General features: G+C 54.4%; 4 protein-coding genes. All 4 read left to right on the top strand.

Annotated features, from left to right (window positions below):
* The first annotated feature begins 5 nt into the window (after nt 1-5).
* Genes DEP07_RS12390 through DEP07_RS12405 form a run of 4 tightly spaced genes read left to right on the top strand, consistent with a single transcriptional unit; the run spans nt 6 to nt 26,097 of the window.
* Nucleotides 6-10,532, top strand: coding sequence for a hybrid non-ribosomal peptide synthetase/type I polyketide synthase (locus DEP07_RS12390; RefSeq protein ID WP_287102546.1), 10,527 nt, complete (start codon nt 6-8; stop codon nt 10,530-10,532).
* Complete coding sequence (locus DEP07_RS12395; RefSeq protein ID WP_122966465.1) at nt 10,525-11,337, top strand: transglutaminase domain-containing protein; 813 nt, start codon at nt 10,525-10,527, stop codon at nt 11,335-11,337. Before DEP07_RS12390 ends, DEP07_RS12395 begins: the two co-directional genes overlap by 8 nt.
* Before the next feature lie 38 nt (nt 11,338-11,375).
* A complete protein-coding gene (locus DEP07_RS12400) occupies nt 11,376-19,067 on the top strand; it encodes an SDR family oxidoreductase (protein ID WP_287102547.1) in 7,692 nt (2,563 codons plus the stop codon).
* Nucleotides 19,060-26,097, top strand: coding sequence for a non-ribosomal peptide synthetase (locus tag DEP07_RS12405; protein WP_287102548.1), 7,038 nt, complete (start codon nt 19,060-19,062; stop codon nt 26,095-26,097). The genes DEP07_RS12400 and DEP07_RS12405 overlap by 8 nt, the downstream gene beginning before the upstream one ends.
* Nucleotides 26,098-26,111: the final 14 nt, after the last annotated feature.

Consider the following 26,111-nt stretch of genomic DNA (forward strand, 5'->3'; position numbering starts at 1 on the left):
ATGATATGGGACACGAATACAATGGCCTGGAAATAGCCGTAATCGGCCTGGCAGGAAGGTTTCCGGGAGCAAGCAATGTCACGGCGTACTGGGAAAACTTGAAAAACGGCGTGCACTCCATCCAGACGTTTTCCGAAGCCGAGCTGATCGAGGCGGGGGTAGACCCGCAAGCCGTCAAAAGCGCAGAGTACGTCAAGGCAAAAGGGTATCTGGAGAGCGGGAATCGCTTCGATGCCCGTTTTTTTGATTATACGCCACTGGAAGCGGAGCTTATGGACCCGCAAATGAAGGTGTTTCACGAGTGCATTTGGGAAGCGCTGGAGGATGCCGGCTATGCCGCGCAGGTCGAGCAGAAGCTGATCGGCTTGTTTGCAGGAGCTTCCCCGAACCATATGTGGGAAGCGCTGATGAGCCTGTCGGGAAAAAGCGAGGCGATCGGCCACTGGGCTGCCACCCAGCTTGTGGACAAGGACTATTTGAGCCTGCGGATCGCGCATAAATTAAACCTGAAAGGCCCTGCCTTGACGATTTATACCGCTTGCTCGACTTCGCTTGTCGCTGTGCACATGGCGGCCCAGTCGCTGTTGAACGGCGAGTGCGATCTGGCATTGGCTGGCGGGGTTACCGTGACGCTGCCAGGAAAAAGCGGCTATGTCTATCAGGAAGGAATGATTTTGTCGCCAGACGGCAAATGCAAGGCGTTTGATGCGAATGGACAGGGCATTGTCGGCGGAGACGGGGCGGGCGTCGTCGTATTGAAGCGGTTGCAGGATGCCATCGATGATCGCGATCAGATTCACGCCGTCATCAAAGGCTCCGCTGTCAACAATGACGGTATGCAAAAAACCGGGTTTACGGCCCCGAGCACAATCGGACAGGCGGAAGTGATTCGCACCGCGCTCAAGGTAGCGGAAGTAGCGCCAGAGAGCGTCGCTTACATCGAGTGTCACGGAACAGGGACACCGCTTGGCGATCCGATTGAACTGGAAGCGCTGGAGCTGGCCTATCAGCCTTCGCAAAAACACTCGTGCGCGCTCGGCTCGGTCAAGACCAACATCGGTCATCTGGACAGCGCAGCCGGGATCGCTTCCTTCATTAAGGCGGTGCTGGCTATCAAGCATCGCCAGCTTCCGCCTTCGCTGCATTTTCAAAGCCCGAATCCGCATTTGGACGTAATTGAGAAAGGCTTTTACATCAATGACAAGCTGACGGAGTGGGAAAAAACGCATGAGCCGCTGCGGGCCGGGATCAGCGCATTCGGAATCGGGGGAACCAATGCCCATGTGATTATCGAAGAAGCGCCTGCCGTGCGGGAAGCAAGCGCTGGCCGAAGCTGGCAACTGATGTTGCTCTCGGCCAAAACAGAGCAAGCCCTGGAGCGATATAAGCAAAATGTTGAGGAATACTTGCATGCTAATCCAGATGCACGTCTTGAAGATGTTGCCTATTCGCTGCAGGTGGGACGAAAGCATTTTCCCGTTCGAGAAATCGCGCTTTGCAACCAGACGCTGGCACAGCCGCTCCGCTTTATCGGGCAAGATTCCAAAGCTGCTTTCGCCAAGGAAAAGCTTTCCGTCGCTTTTGTATTCCCTGACTTTGCCGCAGACAACTGGGAGGAGGGCGAGCTTGCAGAAATCGTCCATCTGTGCCAGGAAGAGCCTGCCGTCCAGCAAGTAATGGCACAAGCGCTGCGCTTGTTGAATCAGCAAGTGTTTGGGCAGGCGGCTGTGTCCATCGCGGAGCAGTTGCGCGCGCCGAAGCACGGGCAAGCTTTGCGCTTTGCGTTCTACTATGCGATCGCCAAACTGTTCAAAGACTGGGGCGTTGAACCGCAAAGCATGTGGGGATACGGCAAAGGCAATCTGCTAGTCGAGTGCCTGGAGGGGCGTCTTGCTTTTGGTGATGCGATTCACGCGCTCGTGGGTCGCGATCGGCTTGACCACTTTGCGCAAACAGAAAGCAATCGCCCTGTTTCCAAACCGGATGGGCTGTGCCTGATCTTTGGCTCGGCACAGGCTGGGGAACCTGGCATGGAACAAGTCGCGGCTTATGGTCACCAGCTCAGGCTGGAGCGCATCCATTCCTACGCCATTTTGGAAGCGCTGGGAACGATGTGGTTGTACGGTCAGGAGATCAATTGGACTGCCTATTATCAACACGAAGAGCGAAATCGTGTGTCTTTGCCAACCTACGCCTTTGACTCGCAGGAATTTCCTGTGGATAAAAGTCTGTTCAACTTCGGGCAGTTCGCCAGCCGTCTTCAGCCCAGCGAGAGCAGCGCGGCGCACAGAAGGGAAGACATCCGTTCATGGTTTTACGTGCCTGCATGGGAAAGCTCTGCTTTGCCAGCCTATGCAGAAAAAGCGATTTCTAGCGAGGCGACCTGGCTCATTTTCCAGGATCAGGCTGGCTTGGGAGAAGCGCTGGCGAGCGAGCTGAAAGAGCGCGGCGCCACGTATATTATCGTCGAGCAGGCCGAGCGCTACCAGCGAGTGACGTCTGCCCACTATCGACTGAATCCGCAAAAGCCGGAAGAGTTGGACAGCTTGCTGGACGATTTGCAGACGGTACCGGATTGTATCAGCTATCTATGGACAGTGACACCGCCAATCGAACCGGAGCTGGCGGCCGTTGAGCCGAGCCAGCAGCAGTTTTTTTACAGCCTGTTGCAGCTTGCCCGGTACATCGGGAGCAAGGCTGGCAGCAAAAAGATGCGCTTGCAGATCGTGACGAACGGGCTGTATTCCGTTACCCAGGACGAACCAATCTGCCCGCTGAAAGGGGTCGTGCTCGGGGCAAGCAAGATCATTCCTTACGAATACCCCAACAGCAAAGTTTGCACGGTCGACATCGAGCTTCCAGCGGGCGGCAAGCAGACAGGTAACCATATGGCGCTGGCGGCGAATCTGCTTCGGGAATTTCAGTTTGATTTTCCGCACAAGCAAGTGGCGCTCCGCGGCAAAAGCAGGTGGATTGAAGCGGTGCGCGAGCCTGTGCTCGTGAAACAGCCGGAAAAGCTGCCGCTGCTCAAAGAAAAGCTCGTCTGCCTGATTACCGGGGGACTGGGCGGAATGGGCTTCGCCTTGGCGGAGTATTTGGCGAAGAGCTATCAGGCGCGGCTCGTCTTGATCGGACGCTCTGCTTTTCCGCCGCGCGAGCAATGGACGCAATGGATCGAGGACAAGCCCGATCATCACTTGTCCGGCAAAATTCGCACGATCCTGTCGCTGGAACAAGCCGGGGCGATGATCGACGTTTACAGCGTGGATATTTCCGATTATTCCGCCATGCAAAAGGTAGTTCGTGAGGCGGAGATGCGGTTTGGGCCGATTACTGGCGTTTTGCACACGGCCGGGGTTCCTGACTACGCAGGGGTAATCCAGCGCAGGACGAAGGAAATGACCGACCCGATCTTGCTGCCCAAAGTACAGGGAACGATCGTGCTGGATACGCTTTTTGCAGAACGCGCACTCGATTTCTTTATCTTGTTTTCCTCCATCGGCAACTACATTTACGGGCGCAAATTCGGTCAAGTCGGCTACAACGCAGCGAATGAGTTTTTGGATGCGTTCGCCGCGTATCGCTTGCAGAAACGGGCTGGCTACACAGCTTCGATCAACTGGAACGACTGGGCAGAGGTAGGGATGTCCGTCACCGCGATGGAAAAAAACCGCAGCATGAATCGGCAAGTCAACGAGCGGCAATTTGCCGAAGAGGCGATCTCGCCGCAGCAAGGGGTAGAAGTGCTGCGCTACCTTTTGGAAAACCAGTTTCACCGGGCCATCGTCTCTGTCCTTGAGCTTCCTGCTTTAATGGAAGAAAGCAATCAGCTCAGCGAAGAGTTCATCCTGGAAAAAGAAGCGGCAGTCGCCGTGCAGACTGAGCTGGTGCCCGCCAAAATCAACCGCGCAACGCTGTCCGAAGCCGAGCTGACAGAGATCATCGCGGACGTATGGCGCAGTGTATTGGGAATCGCAGCGATCAGGAGCGACGAGGACTTCTTCGCTCTAGGCGGAGACTCGCTGAAGGCGATCACGATGATTGCGCTTCTCTATAAAAAGCTGGATGTCAAACTGCCTCTGCCGACCTTTTTCAACAAGCCGACGATTGGCGAGATCGCCTGCTTTATCCGCGGGGCGGACCGGACAGATTTCTCGCAGATTCCCAAGGCGCAAGAAAAAGCGGGCTATCCTTTGACTTCCGGACAAAAACGACTGTATTTCCTCAGCCAAATGGAGGAAGCGAACAAGCAATATAACAACATCATTGCGTTGCGCGTGAAAGGTTCGCTTTCCTACGAAAAATTGGAGCGATGCCTGAACGAGCTGATTCGCAGACATGAAAGCTTGCGCACCTCGTTCCAGCGCATTGATGGGGAGCTGCTGCAGGTCATTCACGAGCCGTTCCCGTTTCCTGCCGACTACAGAGAACTCAACGAGCCAATCAGCGATGCGCACATCGAAGCGTGGATACAGCCGTTTGATCTCGGCGTTGCTCCTGTATGGAAGGTGGGCATTTTCAAGGAAAGCGAGCAAAGCCACGTGCTCGTCTTCAACATTCACCATATCATCACAGACGGCACATCCAACTCGATCTTGATTGACGAGTTTACGGCTTTGTACCAGCAGCAGGATGGACAGTCTTCTGGACTTCCCGCTTTGTCTGTTCAATACAAGGATTACGCAGAGTGGCAGCAGGAAAAGACAACGCTCGCCGGACACCAGGCGGACCAGGAGTATTGGACCGGGATGTTTTCCGGCGAAATTCCGCTGCTTGACCTGCCGACGGACTTTTCCCGCCCGCCTTACAAAACGTATCGCGGAGGCATGGAGATGTTTTCCATCCCGCAACGCCAAGCCGACGAAATCAAGCGGATGGCCACGAGCCATGAAGCGACGCTGTACATGGTTTTGCTGGCGGCATGGAACGTTCTTTTGGCGAAGCTCGGCAATCAGGACGAGATTATCGTAGGGATTCCGACTTCGGGACGGAATCACAGCGATATTCAAAATGTGATCGGCATGTTCGTTCAAACGCTTCCGCTCAAAAGCACCGTACGCAGCGACATGACCTTTGCCGAGCTGCTGAACGCGATCAAAGGAAACATGTCCCACGCCCTGGAGCACCAAGACTATCCGTTTGAAGAGCTGGTCAGCCAGATCGAGCTTTCCCGGGACTTCGGGCGCAACCCGTTGTTTGATGTGATGTTCGCGTTTCAAAATGTCAGCCGTCAAGGGAGCGGTGAGAACCATTCGTCTGCCGGGCTGCAAATCGAGCCGTATTCGTTCAAAACAAACACAGCCCGCTTTGACTTGACCTTGGATGGCGAAGAACGGGAAGGCGAGCTGTTTTTTACCGTAGAGTACGCAAGCGATCTGTTTACAAAAGAAACGATTACCCGTTTTATCCGCTATTTCCAAAAGCTTTTGCAAGATGTGATCGCGCAGCCGCAGCAAAAAATGAGCCAGCTTTCCTTGCTGGATGCCGACGAGCGGGAGCGGCTAGTCAGCGGGTTCAATCAGACAGCAGGGGAATATCCCGAGCAACTGCTGGTGCATGAGCTTTTTGAAGCCATGGCCGAAAAATGCGCTGATCAGCCTGCGCTAACGTTCCACAACCAGACGATGACGTACCGTGAACTGGATGCGCGGGCCAACCAGCTCGCCCATGCGCTCAAATCGCATGGCGTCGGCGCGGGCCAGGTCGTCGCCCTCATCGCTACCCGATCGTGCGACATGATTGCGGGACTACTAGCGATCGGCAAGGCGGGCGGCGCGTATTTGCCTGTCGATCCGAGTCTGCCAGCCAATCGAGTCGCCTATATGCTTGCGGACAGCCGTGTCCGGGTCATTTTGACCAATACGACCGTGGAGGCAGCAGGCGAGCGGCAGGTCATTGACATGCGCGATCCTTACGTTGCCGCGCAGCCTCAAGAACGGCTGCCGCTGGAAAACAGCAGCACCGATGTGGCGTATTGCATGTATACCTCAGGCACGACCGGATTTCCCAAAGGAATTTTGATTGAGCACCGCGCCTTGATCAATTTCCTTCACGGCATGACCGATGTGCTTTCTTTCGGCGAAAACGAGAAGTTTTTATCCTTGACGACCGTTTCTTTCGATATTTTCTGGCTGGAGAGCATCCTGCCGCTGTTGACAGGCCATCAGGTGGTGATTGCCGATGAAGACTGCCAGCGAGATGTGCTCAAGCTGGCAAGCCTGGTCAGACGTGAAAAAATTACCGTGATGCAGACGACGCCATCGCGCTTGAAGTTGTTGCTGGCGGAGCCGGAATTGGCCGGGCAGCTCAGTCGCCTGCGCTATTTGCTGATCGGGGGAGAAGCTTTGCCGCAGCCGTTGGCAGATGCAGCCCTGCGACTGTTGCCGGAGGGTCGAGTCTACAACCTGTACGGTCCTACCGAAACGACCATTTGGTCCACGATTCAGGAAGTGGCGGCGACGCAGCCTGTGACCATCGGCAGACCGCTCAAAAATACCCAAGTCTATGTTCTAAGTCCAGAGCTGATGCCGCAACCTGTCGGCGTCCCTGGCCTTTTGTATATCGGCGGGCACGGTTTGGCCCGAGGGTATCAGAACAATCCAGAGCTGACCCGAGAGAAGTTTATCGACAACCCGTTTCGACCTGGCGAAAAAATGTACGCGACCGGAGACATGGCAAGGTGGACGCGGGAAGGCTTGCTCGACTATTTGGGACGAACCGATTTTCAGGTGAAAATACGCGGTTACCGGATTGAGCAAAGCGAAATCGAAAATTTGCTCGATGCCCATCCTGCTGTTGAAAAAGCCGTGGTGCATGTCCAGCAGGACGCTCAGCACGAACAGCTGCTGGTCGCGTACTATACGGCTGCCTATCCGGTAACGAGCCAGGAGCTGCGGGACTATTTGCGCCAACAGCTGCCGGAATATATGATTCCGTCCTTGTTCATGCCGCTTGCGCAGATTCCGCTGACCATCAACGGCAAAATCGACCGGAAGTCGCTTCCGGAGGTAACCGGGGTCGCAGCAGAGCAAAAAGAACTGGTCGAGCCGAGGGACGAAGTGGAAGCGAAGCTGTACGACATTTGGCGAAACGTGCTGCGCAGCGAAAGCATGAGCGTCCGCGACCGATTTTTTGAGCTGGGCGGAAACTCGATTCAAATCATGCAGCTCGTGTATGAAATCAACAACAGCTTTGCATGCTCTATGCAGTTCAAAGACTTTATCGAACTGCAAACAATCGAGGCGATTGCCGGTTTTATTCGCGAAGCGATCCACGAAGAGCGCGTAGCCGACTTGCCAACCCTGATACCGGAACCAAGCCAATTGCATGAACCGTTTCCGTTAACGAATGTGCAAATGGCCTATTATTTGGGCAGAAGCAGCAGCTTCGAGCTGGGCGGAGTCTCGACGCATTCGTATCAGGAGATTGTCACCAGGCTCGATATCTTGCGTCTCAATCATTGCCTGAATTTGTTGATCCGCAGGCATCCCGCGCTGCGCACGATCTTTTTGCCCGATGCCCGCCAGCAAATTTTGGCAGACATACCCGAATACGCTATCGACATCCGCGATTTGCAAGGATGCGACAAGGAAGAAAAAGCGGCGATTCTGGCAAAAGAAAGAGAGCGCATGTCCCATGCGATTTTCCGTCCGGGACAATGGCCGCTTTTTGAAATCAAAGCGTTTCGCTTGAACGGGCAAGAAAGTTTGCTGTGCATCAGCTTTGACTTGCTCATCATGGATGCGTACAGCCTGGAGATTTTAGGGAAAGAGCTGCAAAAGCTGTATGAAGGCGCTGCGGACGAGCTGGATGAATTATCGATTTCCTTCCGGGATTACATGATCGGCTACGAGCGACTGAAGACCAGCAGCTTGTATTTGCAGGACAAGGAATACTGGATGGCAAAGCTGGACGATTTTCCGCTGGCACCGGAAATCCCGGTGCAGGTGCAACCGTCCCACGTCAAAAACCCGTACTTCCAAAGAAAGTCGAAGCGATACGCCAAAGAAAGCTGGCAAGTTTTGAAAAAGGCGGCCCAGAAGCACAATTTGACTCCTTCGGCGGTTTTGTGCACGGCATATGCCGAAGTGCTGGCGAATTGGAGCAATCAACTGGACTTTAGCCTGAATTTGACCTTGTTCAATCGTCTGCCGTTGCACCCGGATGTGGATAAGCTGGTCGGAGACTTTACGTCCGTTGCGCTGGTCGAGGTACGGCTGCATCCAGCGGATACGTTCTGGGAGAAGGCAAGAAAAGTTCAGCAATCGCTGATGGATGCGTTGGCTCATCGCCATTTTGACGGGATCGATGTGATGCGGGAGATCAGCAAGCAGCGAGAGTTGGGGAACAAGGCTGTCTTGCCCATCGTGTTTACGAGTGCCTTGTTTGAAAATGAAGACATTGTCCAGCAAGCGACTGACGATGCGGAGTACACATCCGAATGGGAAAGCGATACAAGCGGCATCACGCAAACTTCCCAAGTCTATCTCGACAATCAGGTGGCGCTCCTTGACGGAAACATCGTCATCAACTGGGACTACATCAGCGAGTTGTTTGACCCTGTAGTGATTGACACGATGTTCGCCCAGTACCTGACCCGGATCGATACGATCTTGAACGACGAGGCTGAAAAGGAGTTGCCTTCGGTATCCGCCAGTGACAGAGCTGCGATTGATGCGTACAACGATACCACCGTGGACATTGCGAGCAAAACGTTGCACGGGCTGTTCGAGGAAACTGTGGCACAAACTCCTTTTGCCGTCGCAATCGAGGACGGCGAGACGCAGATCACGTACGAAGCGCTGAACGAGCGCGCAAACAAAGTCGCGAGCTGCTTGCGGCACATCGGCGTCGCTCCCGGCGATCTGATTGGCGTCATTGCCAAACGGGAAATCGCCACCTTTGCCTATTTGCTCGGCATTTTAAAAAGCGGCGCTGCCTATGTGCCGATTGATCCTGACTACCCGGCGGATCGTGTGGACTACATCCGCAGACACAGCCAATGCAAGCTCGTGCTTGAGTCTGACTTTTACGAGCGGAACGAGCTGGAGCATGCTGCAAAAAAATACGAGGCTGCGGCTGTTCAGCCGGAACAGTTGGCCTACGTGATCTACACCTCGGGAAGCACGGGCAATCCAAAAGGAGTCATGATTCGGCACGTAGCCGCCTGCAATACGATCCAGGATATCAATCAAAAATTCCATGTTGCCGCTCATGATCGGATTTTGGGCGTATCTTCGCTCTGCTTCGACTTGTCCGTCTATGACATTTTTGGCGCGTTTGCCGCCGGAGCGACACTCGTGCTTGTCAAAGACCAAAAGGACATGGCCCAGCTTGCCGACACGATTACGGCGAAAAACATTACGATCTGGAACTCCGTCCCTGCAATCATGGATCGCGTGGCAGCGGAGAAAAAGGAGCGCGGCGGCGAGCAGCGAGATGAGCAGCTTCGTCTGGTCATGCTGAGCGGCGACTGGATTCCGCTCACGCTGCCGCAAGCGATTCGCGAAAGCTTCCCTGGGGCGGAAGTCATCAGTTTGGGCGGGGCTACCGAGGCATCCATCTGGTCGATCTACTACCCGATCGACGAGGTTGGCCCCGAGTGGAAGAGCATTTTTTACGGAAAGCCATTAGCCAACCAGCAGTTTTACGTGCTCAACTCGCGGATGGAGCTTTGCCCGCTTTCTGTACCGGGCGAACTGTATATCGGAGGAAGAGGGGTTGCGGACGGTTACCTGCATGACGCGGAAAAGACCAATCGCTCCTTTGTTCATCATCCGCAATTCGGCTATATATACAGGACAGGGGATTACGGCGTACTGCACCGCAACGGGCTGATTGAGTTTTTGGGCAGAAAGGACCAGCAGGTAAAAATTGGTGGATATAGAATAGAATTAGGAGAGGTAGAATCACGTCTGCTGCAAATCGACACGGTGAGAAATGCGGTCGTGCTGGTGGCGGGAGAAGCAGACAAGCGATTGTATGCGTATCTCGTGCCGGAAACCGAACCGCACGACCGGGATGCTTTTATAAATGAGATCAGGAGCAGGCTTGCCAAAGCTTTGCCCGATTACATGATACCGTATCATTTTATCGTCGTGGAGCAACTGCCGCTGACGGCCAACGGAAAAGTGGATGTACAGGCTCTCTTGAAGCTGAAACCGACTGGCACGAGCACCGGAACGGCATACGTCGCTCCCCGCAATGAAGTGGAAGCGAGCATCGTCGCTGTGTTTCAGGAAGTTCTGGAGACTGATCGTGTAGGTGTGCTCGACAACTTTTTTGAGATGGGCATTCATTCGTTGCAGATCGGAATGATTAACAGCAAGTTGAAAGACGTATTTGCCAGGGAAATCCCGATCCTCGCCATGTTCGAGCACGCCAATATCCATGCGCTGGCTGCCTATTTGACAGCGGAAAACGACGACCAGCCAGACGAAGGACAGGAAGAGACGATCAACGTCCGCAACCAGGGAAGAGAGCGGATCAAGCAAAGAAATGCGAAAAGAAGGAGGAACTCTGAAAGTGAATAAAGCCGAACTGCTGCATTTTTATACGACATTTACTCCCAACACCGATCCCGGTGAATACGGCTATCTCTTTCATGAGTTGCCCCAAGGCTTGCCAGAGCTGTGCCGATTAATCAAGTGCCAATTGATCCATCCCACGATGATCAAAAAAGTGAGGCATTTGCTGACCGATTATACGCGCAATGAAGACGAGAAATTTTACAAGATCACGGAAATGCTGGAGGCTCTGGTCGAACGCAACGCAGATGGCCTCACGTTTGAACGTTTGCCAAGCGAGCGGCTGCTCATTTCTTGCCGCTTTCATTCGCTGCTGCTGATTTCCATGCTGCGCTCCCGGGGACTCCCGGTGCGCAGCCGGGTCGGCTTTGCCAGCTATTTGTCCGAGAACGGCAGGAAATATATCGATCACTGGATTTGCGAAGTGTGGGAAGAAGCCGAAAAACGGTGGATCAGGGTCGATCCCGATTGGGAACTCATCGATATTCAGGGCGATGAGTTCCTGATGGCGGGTGACGCGTGGCTGATGGCACGCGACAAAGAAATCAATCCCCAGCTTTTCGGGGTCAAAAAATCGTGGGGGATGCACTACATCCGCAACAACTTGTGCTATGACCTGAATGCCGTTCTTGGAAACGAGCTGTGCTACTGGGACTATCCTCCGCTTTGCCAAAAAGAGATGGACGAGCTGGACTGGGAAGAGCTGCAACTGCTTGATGAGATCGCTCTTTATTTGCAAGACCCCGATGAAAATTACGCACAACTGCAAGCGTTGTTTTCCGAGCATAAGTTCCTGCACTTCAAAAGATAGGGCAGTTGTTCGATTAAACTCTAAGCGGTGATACGAAGATGGATAAATTGAAGAAGTACATTTACGAGCTGGTCGCAGCCAAGAAGCTATCGGCCAAGGAAGCGACGGAATACATCACGAGCCTGCAAAAAGCAAGCGAAGCCAAGACTGACGAGATCGCGATTATCGGCATCTCGGGACGCTTTCCCAAGGCGAATACGGTACAGCAGTTTTGGGAAAACATTCGCTTGGGAAGAGAATGCCTCGACGACTTTCCTGTCCATCGCCGCGAAGATGGACAGGCGTTGTTTTCCGACCAGCGATTTGCCCATAAACGCTTTAAAAAGGCCGGATATTTGGACGAAATCAGCTTCTTTGATCCAGACATGTTTCGCATCTCGCCGAAAGAAGCGCTGTCCATGGAGCCTTATCAGCGAATCATGCTGGAGCTTGCCTATGAGACTTTGCTCAATGCCGGTTACGAGACCCGGGATATCATCGGCTCGAAGACAGGCGTTTTTATCGGGAAAGACCATGTGACAGGGATCGAGTACCGCCATTACGTCAGCCCGGATATTTTTAGCCTGACCGGCTCCTGGCCGGGGATTTTGGCGAGCAGAATCTCCTATGTCTACAATCTGAAAGGGCCGAGCATCGTCTTCGATACATCGTGCTCCTCCGGTTTGGTAGGGCTTCATTTTGCTTGCGAATCGTTGCGCAGAAATGAATGTGACATGGCATTTGTAGGCGGCATAAGCGGCCTTTTCTATTTTCCGCCAGTCAAGGAAGACGGGTCGCTGGATCAGGTCGAATCCGCCGAAGAGAAGATTCGGGCGTTTGACAAGGAGGCGACAGGCACCGTATGGGGCGAAGGTGGCGGAGGGCTGCTCCTGAAGCCGTTGTCAAAGGCGCTTGCGGACAACGACGTCGTGTACGCGGTCATAAAAGGCAGCGGGATCAACAACAACGGTCTGTCCAAAGGCATTACAGCTCCGAATGGAGAGGCGCAGGAAGAGCTTCTGAAAAGCGTCTGGAAGCAGGCCCAAATCAATCCGGAAACGATTCGTTACATCGAAGCCCACGGGACAGGCACGGTATTGGGCGATTCCATCGAGCTGCAGTCGATTATCAACGCCTTTCAAGCATTTACGTCCAAAAAGCAGTTTTGCGGGGTTGGCTCCGTCAAAACGAACATTGGGCACCTGGTGGGCGCTTCCGGGATTGTCTCTTTAATCAAAGCGGTCATGATGCTCCAGCACGGGGAAATACCGCCTTCGTTGCATTTCCAGTCGCCCAGCCCGTACATGGACTTGGCCAACTCAGCCGTCTTTGTCAATGACGTGCAGACCAAATGGCAGCAGCAGGATCATCCTGTCCGCATCGGAATTAATTCGTTTGGATTCAGTGGGACCAATTGCCATGTTTTGCTGGAGGAGCCGCCAAAGGCTGTCCGGCAAGCCAGTCACGGACAAGGCAGCTACTTGCTGGTTTTATCGGCGAGAAGCGAGCACAAGCTTCAGGAGCTGGCAAAAGAATACCAGCAGTTTTTGCTAACAAACCGGGACGTCGACCTGGGGGATTTGTGCTTTACCGTCAGCTCGTCCCGCAACCATTACTCCCACCGGGCCACGATTAGTTTCGACAGCTACGAGGATTTGCTGGAGAAGCTGAACGGGCTGAAAACGGCGAACAGCGTATCCGCGTGGACGGAAAACCCGGCGATCAGCTACCAAAGGCACGAGGTCGTGCCGGATAACAAACAAGCGGTCGAAGCGTGGGAAATCAGGGAACGAGAGAAAAAATCGTTAGATAGGCAAGCAAACGAAGCGATCAAGGAATGGCTCGGGAAGACTACTGACGGGAAAATGATCCGGGAGCAGGTTGCGTCGTTTTACATAAAGGGAGCGAGTATGGACTGGAAGCTGCTGTACCAAGGCGGCCGCAAGTTGTCATTGCCGGGAAATATACTGGAACGGCAAAAGTTTTGGCCTGTTGGCGTGCAGCCCAAGAAAGCAGAAGCAGAGCTTTTTTATCGTACTGTCTGGAAAGAAGAAGCTCTTGCCGACATGGACAACCAGCAGCCCGCTGCTCGCGATACCGTTCTGCTGATCGTCGATGCGGCAGATACAGCCAGTTGGCGGCCGCTTTTTTCGGAAAAATACCAGGCCAAGCGATTGATTACGGTCGAGCTGGGAGCATGCTCTGCACAAGTGTCGCCGGACTATTTCCAAGTTTCGCGCACGCTTGAAGACATCGTCGCTCTTTGCACGCAGCTTGATTTTTCGTCACTGGAGCAAATTTTATTTATGCCCCCGGCTCTCGCTGAACTGCCGGAATCACGTACGGCGTTTCAAGCGTCCATGAATCAGACAGCAGGGTCGCTTTTGCTTTTCGCCAAAGCGCTGGCGATGACGGGGAAGCTGACAAAAGAACTGGATGTCGTCCTGATGACGCAAAATGCCCAGGCCGTGCAGCCGAGCGATGCGATCTGCGATCCTTTTCAGCATATGCTGGGCGGACTCGGGAAATCGATTCGCCAGGAAAACTACGGCTTGTCCATGCGCCATATCGACATCAGCCCGGACGGCTTCGAGCCTGAGCCGCTGTTCGCGGAGCTACAGCGGAAGGGTACGGATTACTCCGTAGCGCTGCGCCAGCACCGCCGCTACATCGAGATTATCGAAAGAGCGGCGGAGGCGGGTGCACAGGAAGACGCATTTACTGTCAAAGCGGGCGATGTGTTCCTGATTACGGGCGGCTTGGGCCAATTGGGAACGGAAGTGTGCAAATACCTGAGCCAGAAAAACAAAGTGAAGCTGATCGTGCTCGGCAAGACGATGCTGCCGGACAAAGAGACATGGCCAGCGGTAGTCCGGGAGCAGACAGACAAAAGTTTGGCGGATAAACTCAATGCGGTGCTGGCTGTGGAAGCGCTCGGCTCCACGCTGGACTATCACTGTGTAGACATATGCGACGAAGCAGACATGAAACGAACGATTCAGACGATCCGCCAGACGCACCAGCGCCTTGACGGAATCATTCATTGCGCGGGCGTCGGCGTTGGCGATCTCGAAGATTTGGCGATGAGCGAAGTGGAATTTGAGCGCAGACATGCCGTGAAAACATACGGAAGCTGGCTATTGTACACCCTCACGCAGGGGATCGACACAGGATTTTACCTGTTCTTTTCCTCGGCGGTTTCTGTCACCGCGGGACGCGGGGCAATTGGCTATGCCACTGGCAATGCCTTTTTGGACGGCTGGGCAGAAGTGATCAAGCGGCAAGGCAAAAAAGTGCTTTCGATCAACTGGGCTACGTGGGAAGAGACGGCGGCAAGGCTCTCCATGCAAGAGGACAGGCACGTTTTCCGCTTCCTGCCGACTCATCAGGCGCTGCAAGCGCTCGACTACATTCTCCGCCGCCAACTGTTCAAAACGATCGTCGGCCAGTTCAATCATGCCAACGAGCTTTTGGAGCTTTCGCACATCTGGCCGTTCCGTCTGGCGGATGACGTGAAAAAAGACGTGTTCAAGCATACGGCAAAACCGGGGCGCACAGCTGCTGCCGCACCTGTACCTGTGGCGCTCAAGGAGCAGGACGGATTTACAGCGACGCAAAAAGAGCTGGCGCAATTGTGGGCAGAGGTGCTCGGACTGTCGTCCATCAGTCTGTTCGACACGTTCCATCAATTGGGCGGCGATTCGATCCACGCTGCGCAATTGTACAAGCAATGGAACGAGAAGTACCCGGGCACGCTGCACGTGGCAGACCTTTACTTGTACCCGACCATTTTTGAACTGGCGAATTACTTGGACAGCCAGAAGGCGCCGGAACCTGCCACGCTTACAGTCGAGTCGATCCTGGAAGGGTACAAACAGAGCAAATATTCGCAGGAAGAGACGAAAAGACTGCTGGAACAGTGGACCGCATTCTCAGCAGGCCAGACTGTGCCGTCTGAGCAAAAGGACGAGTACGCCATCATCGGCTATGCCTGCCAATTCCCGCTGGCGGAAAATGCCGAGCAGTTTTGGACCAATCTGACCGCGGGCATCAATGCCATCCGGCCGTTTCCCGCCTCCAGAAGAAAGGACACGGACCGTTATTTGAGCGCAGCCCAATCCTACTGTCAGGGCGGCTACCTGGAAACTATCGATCGGTTTGATTCTAGTTTCTTCCATATTTCGCCCAAAGAGGCCGAGCTGATGGACCCTGAACAGCGCCTGCTTTTGCAAAACGTGTATGAAGCTGTGGAAAACAGCGGGCTTGGCGGGAAAAGCCTGTTCGGGACGAAAACAGGCGTGTACATCGGCAAAGATACGACTGGACGCAATGAGTACAACAATATGATTGATATTCAGCATCCTTTGAAGGTTACCTCTGGCTCGACAGGGATACTGGCAAGCCGGATCGCGTATTTCCTCAACTTGAAAGGACCTTGCCTGGTCGTGGACACGGCGTGCTCTTCCAGTCTCGCAGCCATGTGCTTGGCTGCACAGGCTTTGAAGGCAGGAGAAATCGATGTGGCGATTGTAGCAGGCGTTTCTTTGGCGTACTTGCCTACCCAGCACAATTCGCTGATTGATTCCGCAGATGAAACGATACGCCCGTTTGATGCGCAGGCGAACGGCACGATGTGGGGAGAGGGAGTAGGCACCGTCGTGTTGAAGCGCATGGATCAGGCCGTGCACGACAACCATCTGATCCACGCTGTCGTCAAAGGCTCGGCCATGAACAACAACGGAGCGTCGAACGGAATTACCGCACCGAATGCGGAAGCGCAGGAAAAAGCATTGATCGAGGCGTGGAGAGCAGCCGACATCGATCCGGAAACGATTTCGTATATCGAAGCGCACGCCACCGGAACGAGATTGGGCGATCCGATCGAGATGAAGGGCATCGCCAACGCTTTCCGCAGATTCACGGACAAAAAGCAATTTTGCGGGGTAGGTACGGTAAAAGCCAATATCGGCCACCTGGTAGGAGCGTCGGGGATGGCTTCGGTCATCAAAATGATTATGGCCTTCAAGCATGGACAATTGCCTCCGGTCGCAAACTTCCAGCAGCCGAATCCATTTATCGAATTTGCGGATTCCCCCGTTTACGTCAACGACAAGCTGCAGGATTGGACCGCAACGGAGTCGCCGCGTCGATGCGGCATCAGCTCGTTTGGGTTCAGCGGGACGAATTGCCATGTTTTGCTGGAAGAGCCGCCTGCCGCCCCTGTGCAGAGCGAGGACAAGCAAGGCTGGCACCTGCTGGCTTTGTCGGCGAGAACAAAAGGCTCCTTGCGTGCGCTAATCAGCCGCTACGCCAACTATCTCAACGAGACGACTGCGGTCGATGTGCAAAATTTGTGCTATACAGCCAATGCGACTCGCGGACATTACGAGCACAGGATCGCGATCTTGTTCCGCGACCAGGCCGAGCTGCGGGAAAAATGCCAGTACGCGGATGCGACAGGGCTGGAAAATAGACAGCAGGCCGCCGAGCAAGGGATTTTGTACAAGGTGAGCCGCGTCATCCTTGACCAAAATGATCCCTCTGAACACGGACTGCTGGAGGAAGAAAAAGTAAAGCGGACGGCGATTGCGGAAAGAACGATCCAGCAATACAAGGAAACCGGGACAGCTTTTGCGCTGGACAGCCTGCAAAACATCGCTGCCATGTACACAGACGGGGCAGATATCCAGTGGCAGCGCCTGTATGAAAAAGCGCAGCATCGAATCATCGAATTGCCAGCCTACCCGTACGAGTCGGTTCGGCACTGGATCGGGGCGCAAAACCACGAAGGTGCTACGCGAGCAGATGTAACTTATCGCCTGCAATGGGTGCGCGACGACAAAGCGAAAGCGCCGTTGCGGCAAGCTGGCGCGAAAAAGGGCACGTGGCTGTTTTTGAGCGGAACGGGCAACAGGAGTCATCAGTTGCTCCAGGAGCTGCAAGCGCGGGAAGCGGATGTCATCGAAGTTGCTTTCGGTGCTGCTTTTCAAAAAGGCAGCGATCATCGATACGAGGTCGGCTCGGCGGACGATTTTTCGCGTTTGCTGCAAGAGCTGGCGCATCGGGACATTCGCCATATCGTCCACTGCATGGGCGTGACGGAGGAGAAGCTCGCGTGTGCGGACGACTTTCATGAGTGGGAAAACCGGAGCGTCTACAGCTTCTACCAGCTTGTGTGCGAGCTGTTGAAACAGTCGTATCACCAGGAGATCAACCTGTATCTGTTGGGCGACCACGCGTTTTCCGTAACCAGGCAGGAAGCGGTCTTGAAGCCGCAGCATGCCGTTTTGTTTGGCATGGCAAAAGTGATCGCCCAGGAGTACCCGCAATGGAAATGCCGCTGCTTCGATCTCGATAGCGCTACTTCGCCGTCTACACTTTGGCATGAGCTGGTGTCGGAACAGGAAGACTTCCAGGTGGCGTATCGGGAAAATGTCCGGTATGTCGAACGATTGGAAGTGCAGACGCTACAACAGGCAGAGCGTCAGGACGTATCGATCCGGGAAAACGGCGTCTACCTGATTACGGGCGGACTTGGCGACATCGGGCTTGCAGTCGCTCACTATCTCGCTGGGAAGCGGCCAGTACACCTGTGCTTGCTCGGCAGAAGCGCTTTTCCTCCACGCGGACAATGGGCGGAAATCGTCCGGGAACAGCCTGATTCCGCACTAGCGGGCCAGATCGAACAAATCCGCAGCCTTGAGGAAAAGGGAGCCTCTGTAGAGGTGTATACGGTTGATGTGGCTGACGAGCGCAGGCTGGCAGCTGCTTTGGCCATGATTCGCCAGCAGTACGGGGCGATCCATGGCATTTTCCATTGCGCGGGTGTGGCTGGTGAAGGTCTGCTTATCAACAAAGGGCAAGCCCAAATAGCTCACGTGCTCGATCCAAAGGTCGTCGGCACCTGGCTTTTGGATCGTTACACCGAGCAAGACAACCTCGACTTTTTTGTCCTGTTTTCCTCTGTGACCAGCTTGCTTGGCGGGCTTGGACAGGCTGATTATACGGCTGCCAACGCTTACTTGGACGCTTTTAGCGATTACAGGCACGCCAAAGGCCAACGGAGCGTGACGATCAACTGGCCTGCCTGGAACGAGACTGGCATGGCGGGGAGATACCGCATTCAGAAAGAAGCTTCGCCGTTTCACGGCATGCATCCGGACCAAGCGATCGAGATTTTGGATGCCGTTTTAACGAGAAAACTCTCGCGCGTAATCGTCGGCGAGCTGAACGAGGCGCATTTTCAGACGCACAGCTATCACTTGCCGTTTTCGATTTCGCCGGAAATCAGCAGCTTGTTCACACAGACGGTTGCTGCGCAGACGACGGAAGTCCAGCCGCTTGTGCCGATATTGAGCGGGCGAAACGACCACAGATACAGCGCTGTAGAAACGCAACTGGCTGCTGTTTGGCAAAAAGTATTGGGGATACCGGAAGCGAATGTGTACCAGTCTTTTCAGGAGGCGGGAGGAAACTCCATTCTCGCGACGAGTCTCGTCAAGGAAATCGAGCAGTTGTACCCGGGGCGGATCAACATCGCCACGCTGTTCGCCTATCCTTCGATTGCCAAAATGGCGGAGTATCTCGAAAACAAAGACAAGCCGAATGCACACGAACCGTCCCGCAAAGTCGGAGAGAGCGAAAGTGTTCCCTTGCAGGACAAGCTGAGCGACTTTATCAAGGGCGATGTTTCGATGGAAAACATATTGGACTACCTAGACAAGAAAGCGTGGGGAGAAGAAGATGAGTAGCCGAAAAGAGATGAATGACAGCATTTTGCAGTTGCTGAAATCGGGACATCTCAATCAGGAAATGGCGATTTCCATGTTGGAAAAGCTGAATCGCAGTCCAGAGCGAAAGCACCGTCAGGACATTGCCGTCATTGGAATGGCCTGCCGCTTCCCCGGAGCAAGCAATCCCCAGCAGTTTTGGCACAATTTGGTCCAGGGGGTAAACAGCATCGGGTATTTCCCGGAAGAGCGGTTGCACGATTTATCCGGCTTCGTTCCAGAGCTGGAAGAGCTTTTGGCAAACGCCAATCATCAAGCTGGCTACTTGGATCAAATTTCCTGCTTCGATCACTCTTTTTTCCATATCGGACACAAAGAAGCGATGGCGATGGAGCCGTATCAGCGACTGTTTCTTGAGACGGCCTACCATGCGATCGAGGATGCCGGGTATGGGGGAGCCAGACTGAAACATTCCAACACGGGCGTATTTGTCGGATTGGAGACGGCCTACCAGTCTCATTACCGCTCCCTGCTGCAAAACGAAGATATTTCGTCGCTTGTCGGTTCCCTGGTAGGACTTTTGTCCAATCGGATCTCGTATTTTCTCGACTTGCGCGGGCCTGCTTTCGTGCTGAACACAGCGTGCTCATCGGGGCTGGTCGCCTTGCATCAGGCGTGCACGGCTCTGGCGAACAACGAGTGTGAAACGGCGCTGGTCGGCGGGGTGAATCTGATGGTCATTCCGCAAGTGACCGGAAAGCTGCACGATTTGGAGACGTCCGATGGAAGAGTGAAGGCTTTTGACAAAAATGCCGATGGAACGATCTGGAGCGAAGGAATCACAGCGCTCATGCTCAAGCCGTTAGCGAAGGCGCGGGAAGATCGCGATCCCGTCTATGCGGTTATCAAAGGAAGCGGCGTCAATGCAGACGGCGCTTCCAACGGCTTGACCGCGCCCAATCCGGATGCCGAGACGCAACTGTTTTTGCGCACGTGGGAAAAAGCCAAAATCGATCCACTGTCCATCTCCTATATCGAAGCGCATGGCACAGGCACGCTGTTGGGCGATTCGATCGAGTTGCAGGCGATCAACGACGCGTTTCAACAAGCTGCGTCCCGGCCTCATGTGTGCGGGGTCGGTTCTGTCAAGACGAATATCGGCCATACCGTTGCCGCATCAGGTCTGGCTTCGCTCATCAAAGTCGTGCTGGCTCTCCGGCACAAAAAAATTCCTGCTACGCTGCACTATCAGTCTGCAAACCCTTTTCTCGATCCGCAAAACGCTGCGGTCGAAATCGTCGCCGAGCTGAGAGACTGGAAAAGAGCGGATGGGGAGGCACTGCTTCGTGCCGGGGTCAACTCGTTTGGCTTCAGTGGAACCAATTGCCATGTCGTCGTGGAGGAAGCGCCGGAAAGCGACCGTCTGGAAGCGGAGACAGAAGCAGAGCTTTTGCCGCCAGTTCATCTTTTGACGCTCTCCGCCAAGAGCAAGCCAGCACTGGTTGAATTGCTGAAATCCTACCATTCCTATTTGCATACGCATCCATCAACCAATCTTGAAGATCTTTGCTATACAGCAAACACAGGCAGAGGGCAATACGAGAACCGGATCGCGTTCGTGTTCCAGTCCGAAGAACAATTGCTGCAGCAGTTGCGCCAGGCAGATTTGTCCCAAGCAGAAGCAGCGAGAGACAAAGGAATTTACCTCTATCTGCGTGCCGAATCCAGCCGTGACGGCGGCAATCCCGCCAGCTCTTTTGCTGTCTTGGACGTGTCGGCCACGACCGACCGTGACGGCTGGCAGACGAGAGCGTCACTGGAAAAGCTGGCGGAGCAATACGTCGCGGGGATGTCGATCCCGTGGGAGCTGGTGTACCGTCAACCGCGGCAAAAGCTGAACTTGCCTGTGTATCCATTTGACAAAATCAAAATCTGGCCAAAAGCGGACAAACAAGCGAACGGCTCCGTGCCAAACGCAGCGGGAAGCAGCGCGCTTGCGAGCGAAGCGCCATCCGTACTACCCGCAGCCGAGCATGCTCTTTATCAGCGCATCCAGTGGGTCCCTGCCGAGCCTTTCTCCGCACAACCGGAGAGAACAGAGAATGTGCTGGTCATTACCGACTCTACCGATTGGGGCTACGAGCTGGCCGACGCCATCGCTGCGCGCAGCCAGCATGTCGTTCATGCCCGGCTGACGACGACAGCCTATCGCCAGGAGAACGCCTCCCGGTATGGACTGGCATGCTCGCAAGCCGATTTTGACCAGCTCATTCGCGATACAAGCCAGGCAGCACTCAGCAAAGTCGTCTTCGCTGTCGCCGTCGGAAAAAGACCCGACTATGAACATGCCGATGCCGGGCAGCTTTTGCACGCGCTGTTTTATTTGACGAAAGCATTAGGAAAAACTCGCTCTGCTCCAATCGAGCTCGTCCTGGTCGGGAAAAACGCGCAGCGAGTCCTGGCTGACGATGTCAGCGTCCAGCCGGAATTTGCTGCCTTGTTTGGGCTGGGAAAAGTCATTCGGGAGGAAAACAGCGGACTGCCTTGCAGGTGCATCGACTTCGATGATGCTACAACTGTCAGCGATATCGCGGCGGAAGCTTTGGGAAGCACCGGACATTATCAGATCGCGCATCGTGTTGGTCAAAGATACTATCCCCAGTTGGCGCCGTTGGACTTGTCAGCGGTTGACGACAGCGGCCTGCGCTTCAAGGAGCAAGGCGTGTACGTCATTACCGGCGGCACGGGCGGAATCGGCCTGGAGCTTGCGAAGCATATTGCCCTCACGTACAAGGTAAAGCTGGTTCTCATCAGCCGCACCAAATTGCCCGAGCGTTCCTTGTGGGACGAGTTCAGCCAGCACGAGCAATGGGGCAAGTTGCTGCATCAACTGAAAAGCTTGGAGAGCAACGATTCCCAGGTGTATACATACAGCGCCGATGTAGCCAACCGCGATGAGATAGCCTCGGCCATACGCGACATCTACCGCGTCCACGGAAAAATCGACGGCATCATTCACGCCGCAGGCTTGCCGGGAAGCGGCATGCTCGTGGACAAGAACGAAGCGGCATTTTCGGCCGGGCTGGCTGCGAAAATTAGCGGGACAGAGCATCTGCATGCGTTGACGCGCGAAAATCCGCCTGAGTTTCTCGTTTTGTTTTCGTCCATCGCGGCGGTAGTCGGGGGCATTTACCTGGGGGATTACGCGGCGGCCAATAGCTACCTCGATGCTTTTTCCGGAGTCGCAAGCTCGCCTACGCGGATCATCACGATCAACTGGACGACGTGGATGAATACAGGCATGGCAAAACATTCGGGCGCCAGCCTTGATGCTGCTTTTCGCTCCATTTCGCCTCGCCGGGCGATCAAGGCATTCGAGCAAGTCCTGCACAAGAACCTGACAAGCGTCGTCATCGGGGAAATCAATACGGACAATGACTTGTTCTGGAACAACGCGCTGCCGATCGCACTGGCTCCCGAAATTCGGGCGAAGATCAAATTGCCGGAGGTCGAGATAAACGTAGAGCTGACGGGCAGAGCCGATGACACCTATACCGATCTCGAACAGCAGATTGCACAAATCTGGGGCAACGTCTTCCGCATGCCGACCATCGATATTCACGATCATTTTTACGAACTGGGCGGAACCTCGATCATGGGCATCAAGATTGCCAATCGGATCAACGAGCAATGCCAGGTGACCTTGTCGGTACAGGATGTGTTTACGCATTTGACCATTCCCGATTTGGCCGAGTTTGTCCGGCAGAAGCAGCAGGAACGCAGCGGGGGAGAAGCAGCCAAGCCAAGAGAAGCGGTTCCAGACAAGCGGGTCATGCCGCTGTCGCACGCGCAGAGACGCATCTGGTTTTTGCAAAAAATGACTCCTGAGCTGGTCGCCTACAATCTGCCGTTTATTCGCACGTATGAGATGGCGATTGACGTCGCGCTTCTGGAACGGGCTGTCGCTTATCTCGCTGCCCGACACGTCATGCTGCGCACACGATTTACGCTCAAAGACGGAAGTCCCGTGCAGGAAGCGTTGCCGGAGTACCGTCCGACTATCCAGGTGATGAATCTCACTGAACAGACAGACCAGGCGCTTTTGCTGGAAAAAAGCATCCACGAGCAAAAAATGAAGCCGTTCGATCTGGAGTCGCCTCCGTATCGCATCTATCTTTACCAGCTTGCCAAGGAGAGGTTTTGCCTCTACGTCAATTTTCACCATATTCTTACGGACGGCTGGAGCATCGATATTTTTTACCGGGAGCTGTTCGGCGTTTACCAGTCGTTTTTGCAGCAGCAGTCGCCAAGGCTGGCCGAGGCGAAGCACGATTACTTTGACTGGATTGCCGCACAAAAAGACTGGGAAAACAGCGGGGAGTTCACGGAGCACGAAAGCTACTGGCTGAACGAACTGGCGAAGCCGTTGCCGACGTTGGCGTTGCCTGCTGACAAAAAGCGTCCTTCCGTGCAAACGTACAACGGCAGCTATTACAAGTTCGAGATCGGCGGCGAGCTGTATGAAAAGCTCAAGACCCACACGGAGCAAGAGCAGATTACGTATAGCAATGTTTTGCTGAGCGCCTACTTCCTGTTGCTGCACAAGCTGTCGCAGGACGAAGACATTATCGTCGGTGTGCCTACTGCTGGAAGAAACCAAAAGAAATGGGAAGAAGTAGTGGGGATATTCATCAACACTTTGTGCATTCGCGTTTCTTTCAAGCACATCTCTACGTTTTCACAGCTGCAGCATGTCGTACAGCAAAAGGTTTGGGCGGCGATCGACAAAGCGCAATACCCGTTTGATCTGCTGGTGGAAAAGGTCAATCCGGAGCGTGATTTGGCGAGAAATCCCGTCTACAATGTGCTGTTCCAGTTTTTTGACAAGCTGCATCTGGAAAATGACGGGATCAGTCAGTTTGAACTGAGTTGCCTCGCGAAGGAAAGCGATCAGCGAATCGAGATTTCCTTTGAGTACAATTCGGACTTGTATACGGACAGCACGATCCGGCAGTTTGCCCGCTTTTTCCTGCACATACTCGCACAAGTGACGGAGCGCCCGGAAATCCCGCTCAAAGAAGCGGCCCTGCTGACTGGCCCAGAGGCGGAGGAGCTGCTGCACCGTTTTCAAGGGGCGCAGATGGACTGGCAGGAGCCTCTGCCGATCCACAAGCAGTTTGAAGCCCAGGCGCAAAAAACGCCGCATGCGATCGCGCTAGTATGCGAAGACGAGCAAATGACGTATCAGACACTAAACGAACAGGCCAATCAGCTCGCCTGGCTGCTCATACACAAGGGCGTCGGCAAAAATGTGCCCGTCGGTATTTTGGTCGACCGAAGCTTCCAGACAGTCGTGGGCATTTTGGCGATTTTGAAAGCGGGTGGCGCCTACGTGCCGCTCGATCCAGGCTATCCCGAGGAGCGCATTGCTTACATTCTCGCGCACAGCGGAGCCAAGCTGTTGCTGACCGAAAATCGCTTGCTGGAAAAAGCGGGGCGAATCGGACAGGAGCAACAGATCGAGCTCGTCAATCTGAGCCTGTTCCAAGAGGACCATGCTGCAAGCGCGATGGATGCCGCTCGCCGGGAGCAAGCACTGTCCACGTCCAATCCGCCGACAACGAGCAGCGGAGCTGACTGGATGTACATCATGTACACTTCTGGTTCAACAGGCAAGCCAAAAGGCGTGCTGGTTACCCATGCCAACGTCCATAATTTTTTGGCGTGGAGCATAGCTGACTTCCGGCTCCGGGCCGACGATGTGTTCATGCTGGTCACCTCGATCAGCTTTGATATCTCGGTCTTTGAACTATTCGGGGCGCTGTTGAGCGGAGGGCGTCTTTGCATCTTGACGCAAGACAGGCTCAAGGATACGGACCGATTGCTGGCGTACATGGAGCAGCAGCAGGTCTCAATCTGGCATTCGGTACCGAGCTTGATGGTGCAGCTCACGACTTATTTGAAAGCCAACAAGGAGCGGCATGGTCATTCCTTCGTGCTGCCATCGATCAGACACGTGCTGCTGGGCGGAGAAGCGTGGAGCTTTGCCTTGGCCAAACAAGTACGGCAAGTGCTGCCGTCCGCTGACATTCGCAACATGTACGGACCGACCGAGACGACGATCTGGGTGTCCAGCTACCAAGTGGAGCCAGAGGCAGACGCAGAGGCTCCGTATGGGGCTGTGCTCATTGGCAAACCGATTGCCAATAATCAAATCATGATCTTGGCGCCGGATGGCAACGTTTGCCCGCCGGGAGTGATCGGTGAAATTTACGTAGCCGGGCAAAATGTGACCAGCGGCTACTTCCAGGACGAGGAACGGACGAGTCAAGCATTCATCCAGCGAGCCAGCGGCCAGCTTTGCTACAAAACAGGCGATCTCGGTCGTTACTTGCCGGATGGCAACATCGAATTTATCGGCAGAAGAGATCAGTTGGTAAAAGTGCGCGGTTACCGTATCGAGCTTGGCGAGATCGAACATGCGCTCCGGGATGCGGCGGCGCTGCAACAGATCGCCGTGACGACGGTAAAAGACGGGGAGACAAGCAAAATCGTTTGCTACTACACAGCAGACAGGCCGCTCCCGATGGGTCAATTGAAGGAGTACGCGCGGAAAAAACTGCCGGAATACATGGTTCCCGCCCAATTTTTCCACGTCGAGCAGTTCTGGTTGACCCCGAACGGCAAAATGGACTGGAAGGCAATGGAGCAGCATTGCCAGTATGCAGAGGCCAGCCCTCTGTTTGCAGAAGCCCGGGATGAGGTCGAGAAAAAGCTCGTGGAAATCTGGAGAAAGCTGCTTGGCGCGCCTAACATCGGGATTCACGAAAACTTTTTTGATATAGGTGGAAACTCCTTGCTGATCGTGCAATTGCAGGAGCTGATCCAGACGGAGCTGTCCCACGACATGTCGATTGTGGAGCTTTTCCAATATACGACGATCGAAAAGATTGCCGAGCAGATCAAAGCAACTGCCGTGAACCGTTCAAGCGTGGAAGCGGGACAAAAAAGAGCAGAACTGCGAAAAAGACGAAGAACCATGCGAAGCTAAGGAGCCGTTTGGGG

Source organism: Brevibacillus sp. (assembly GCF_003521185.1).
Taxonomy (GTDB): Bacteria; Bacillota; Bacilli; order Brevibacillales; family Brevibacillaceae; genus Brevibacillus; species Brevibacillus parabrevis.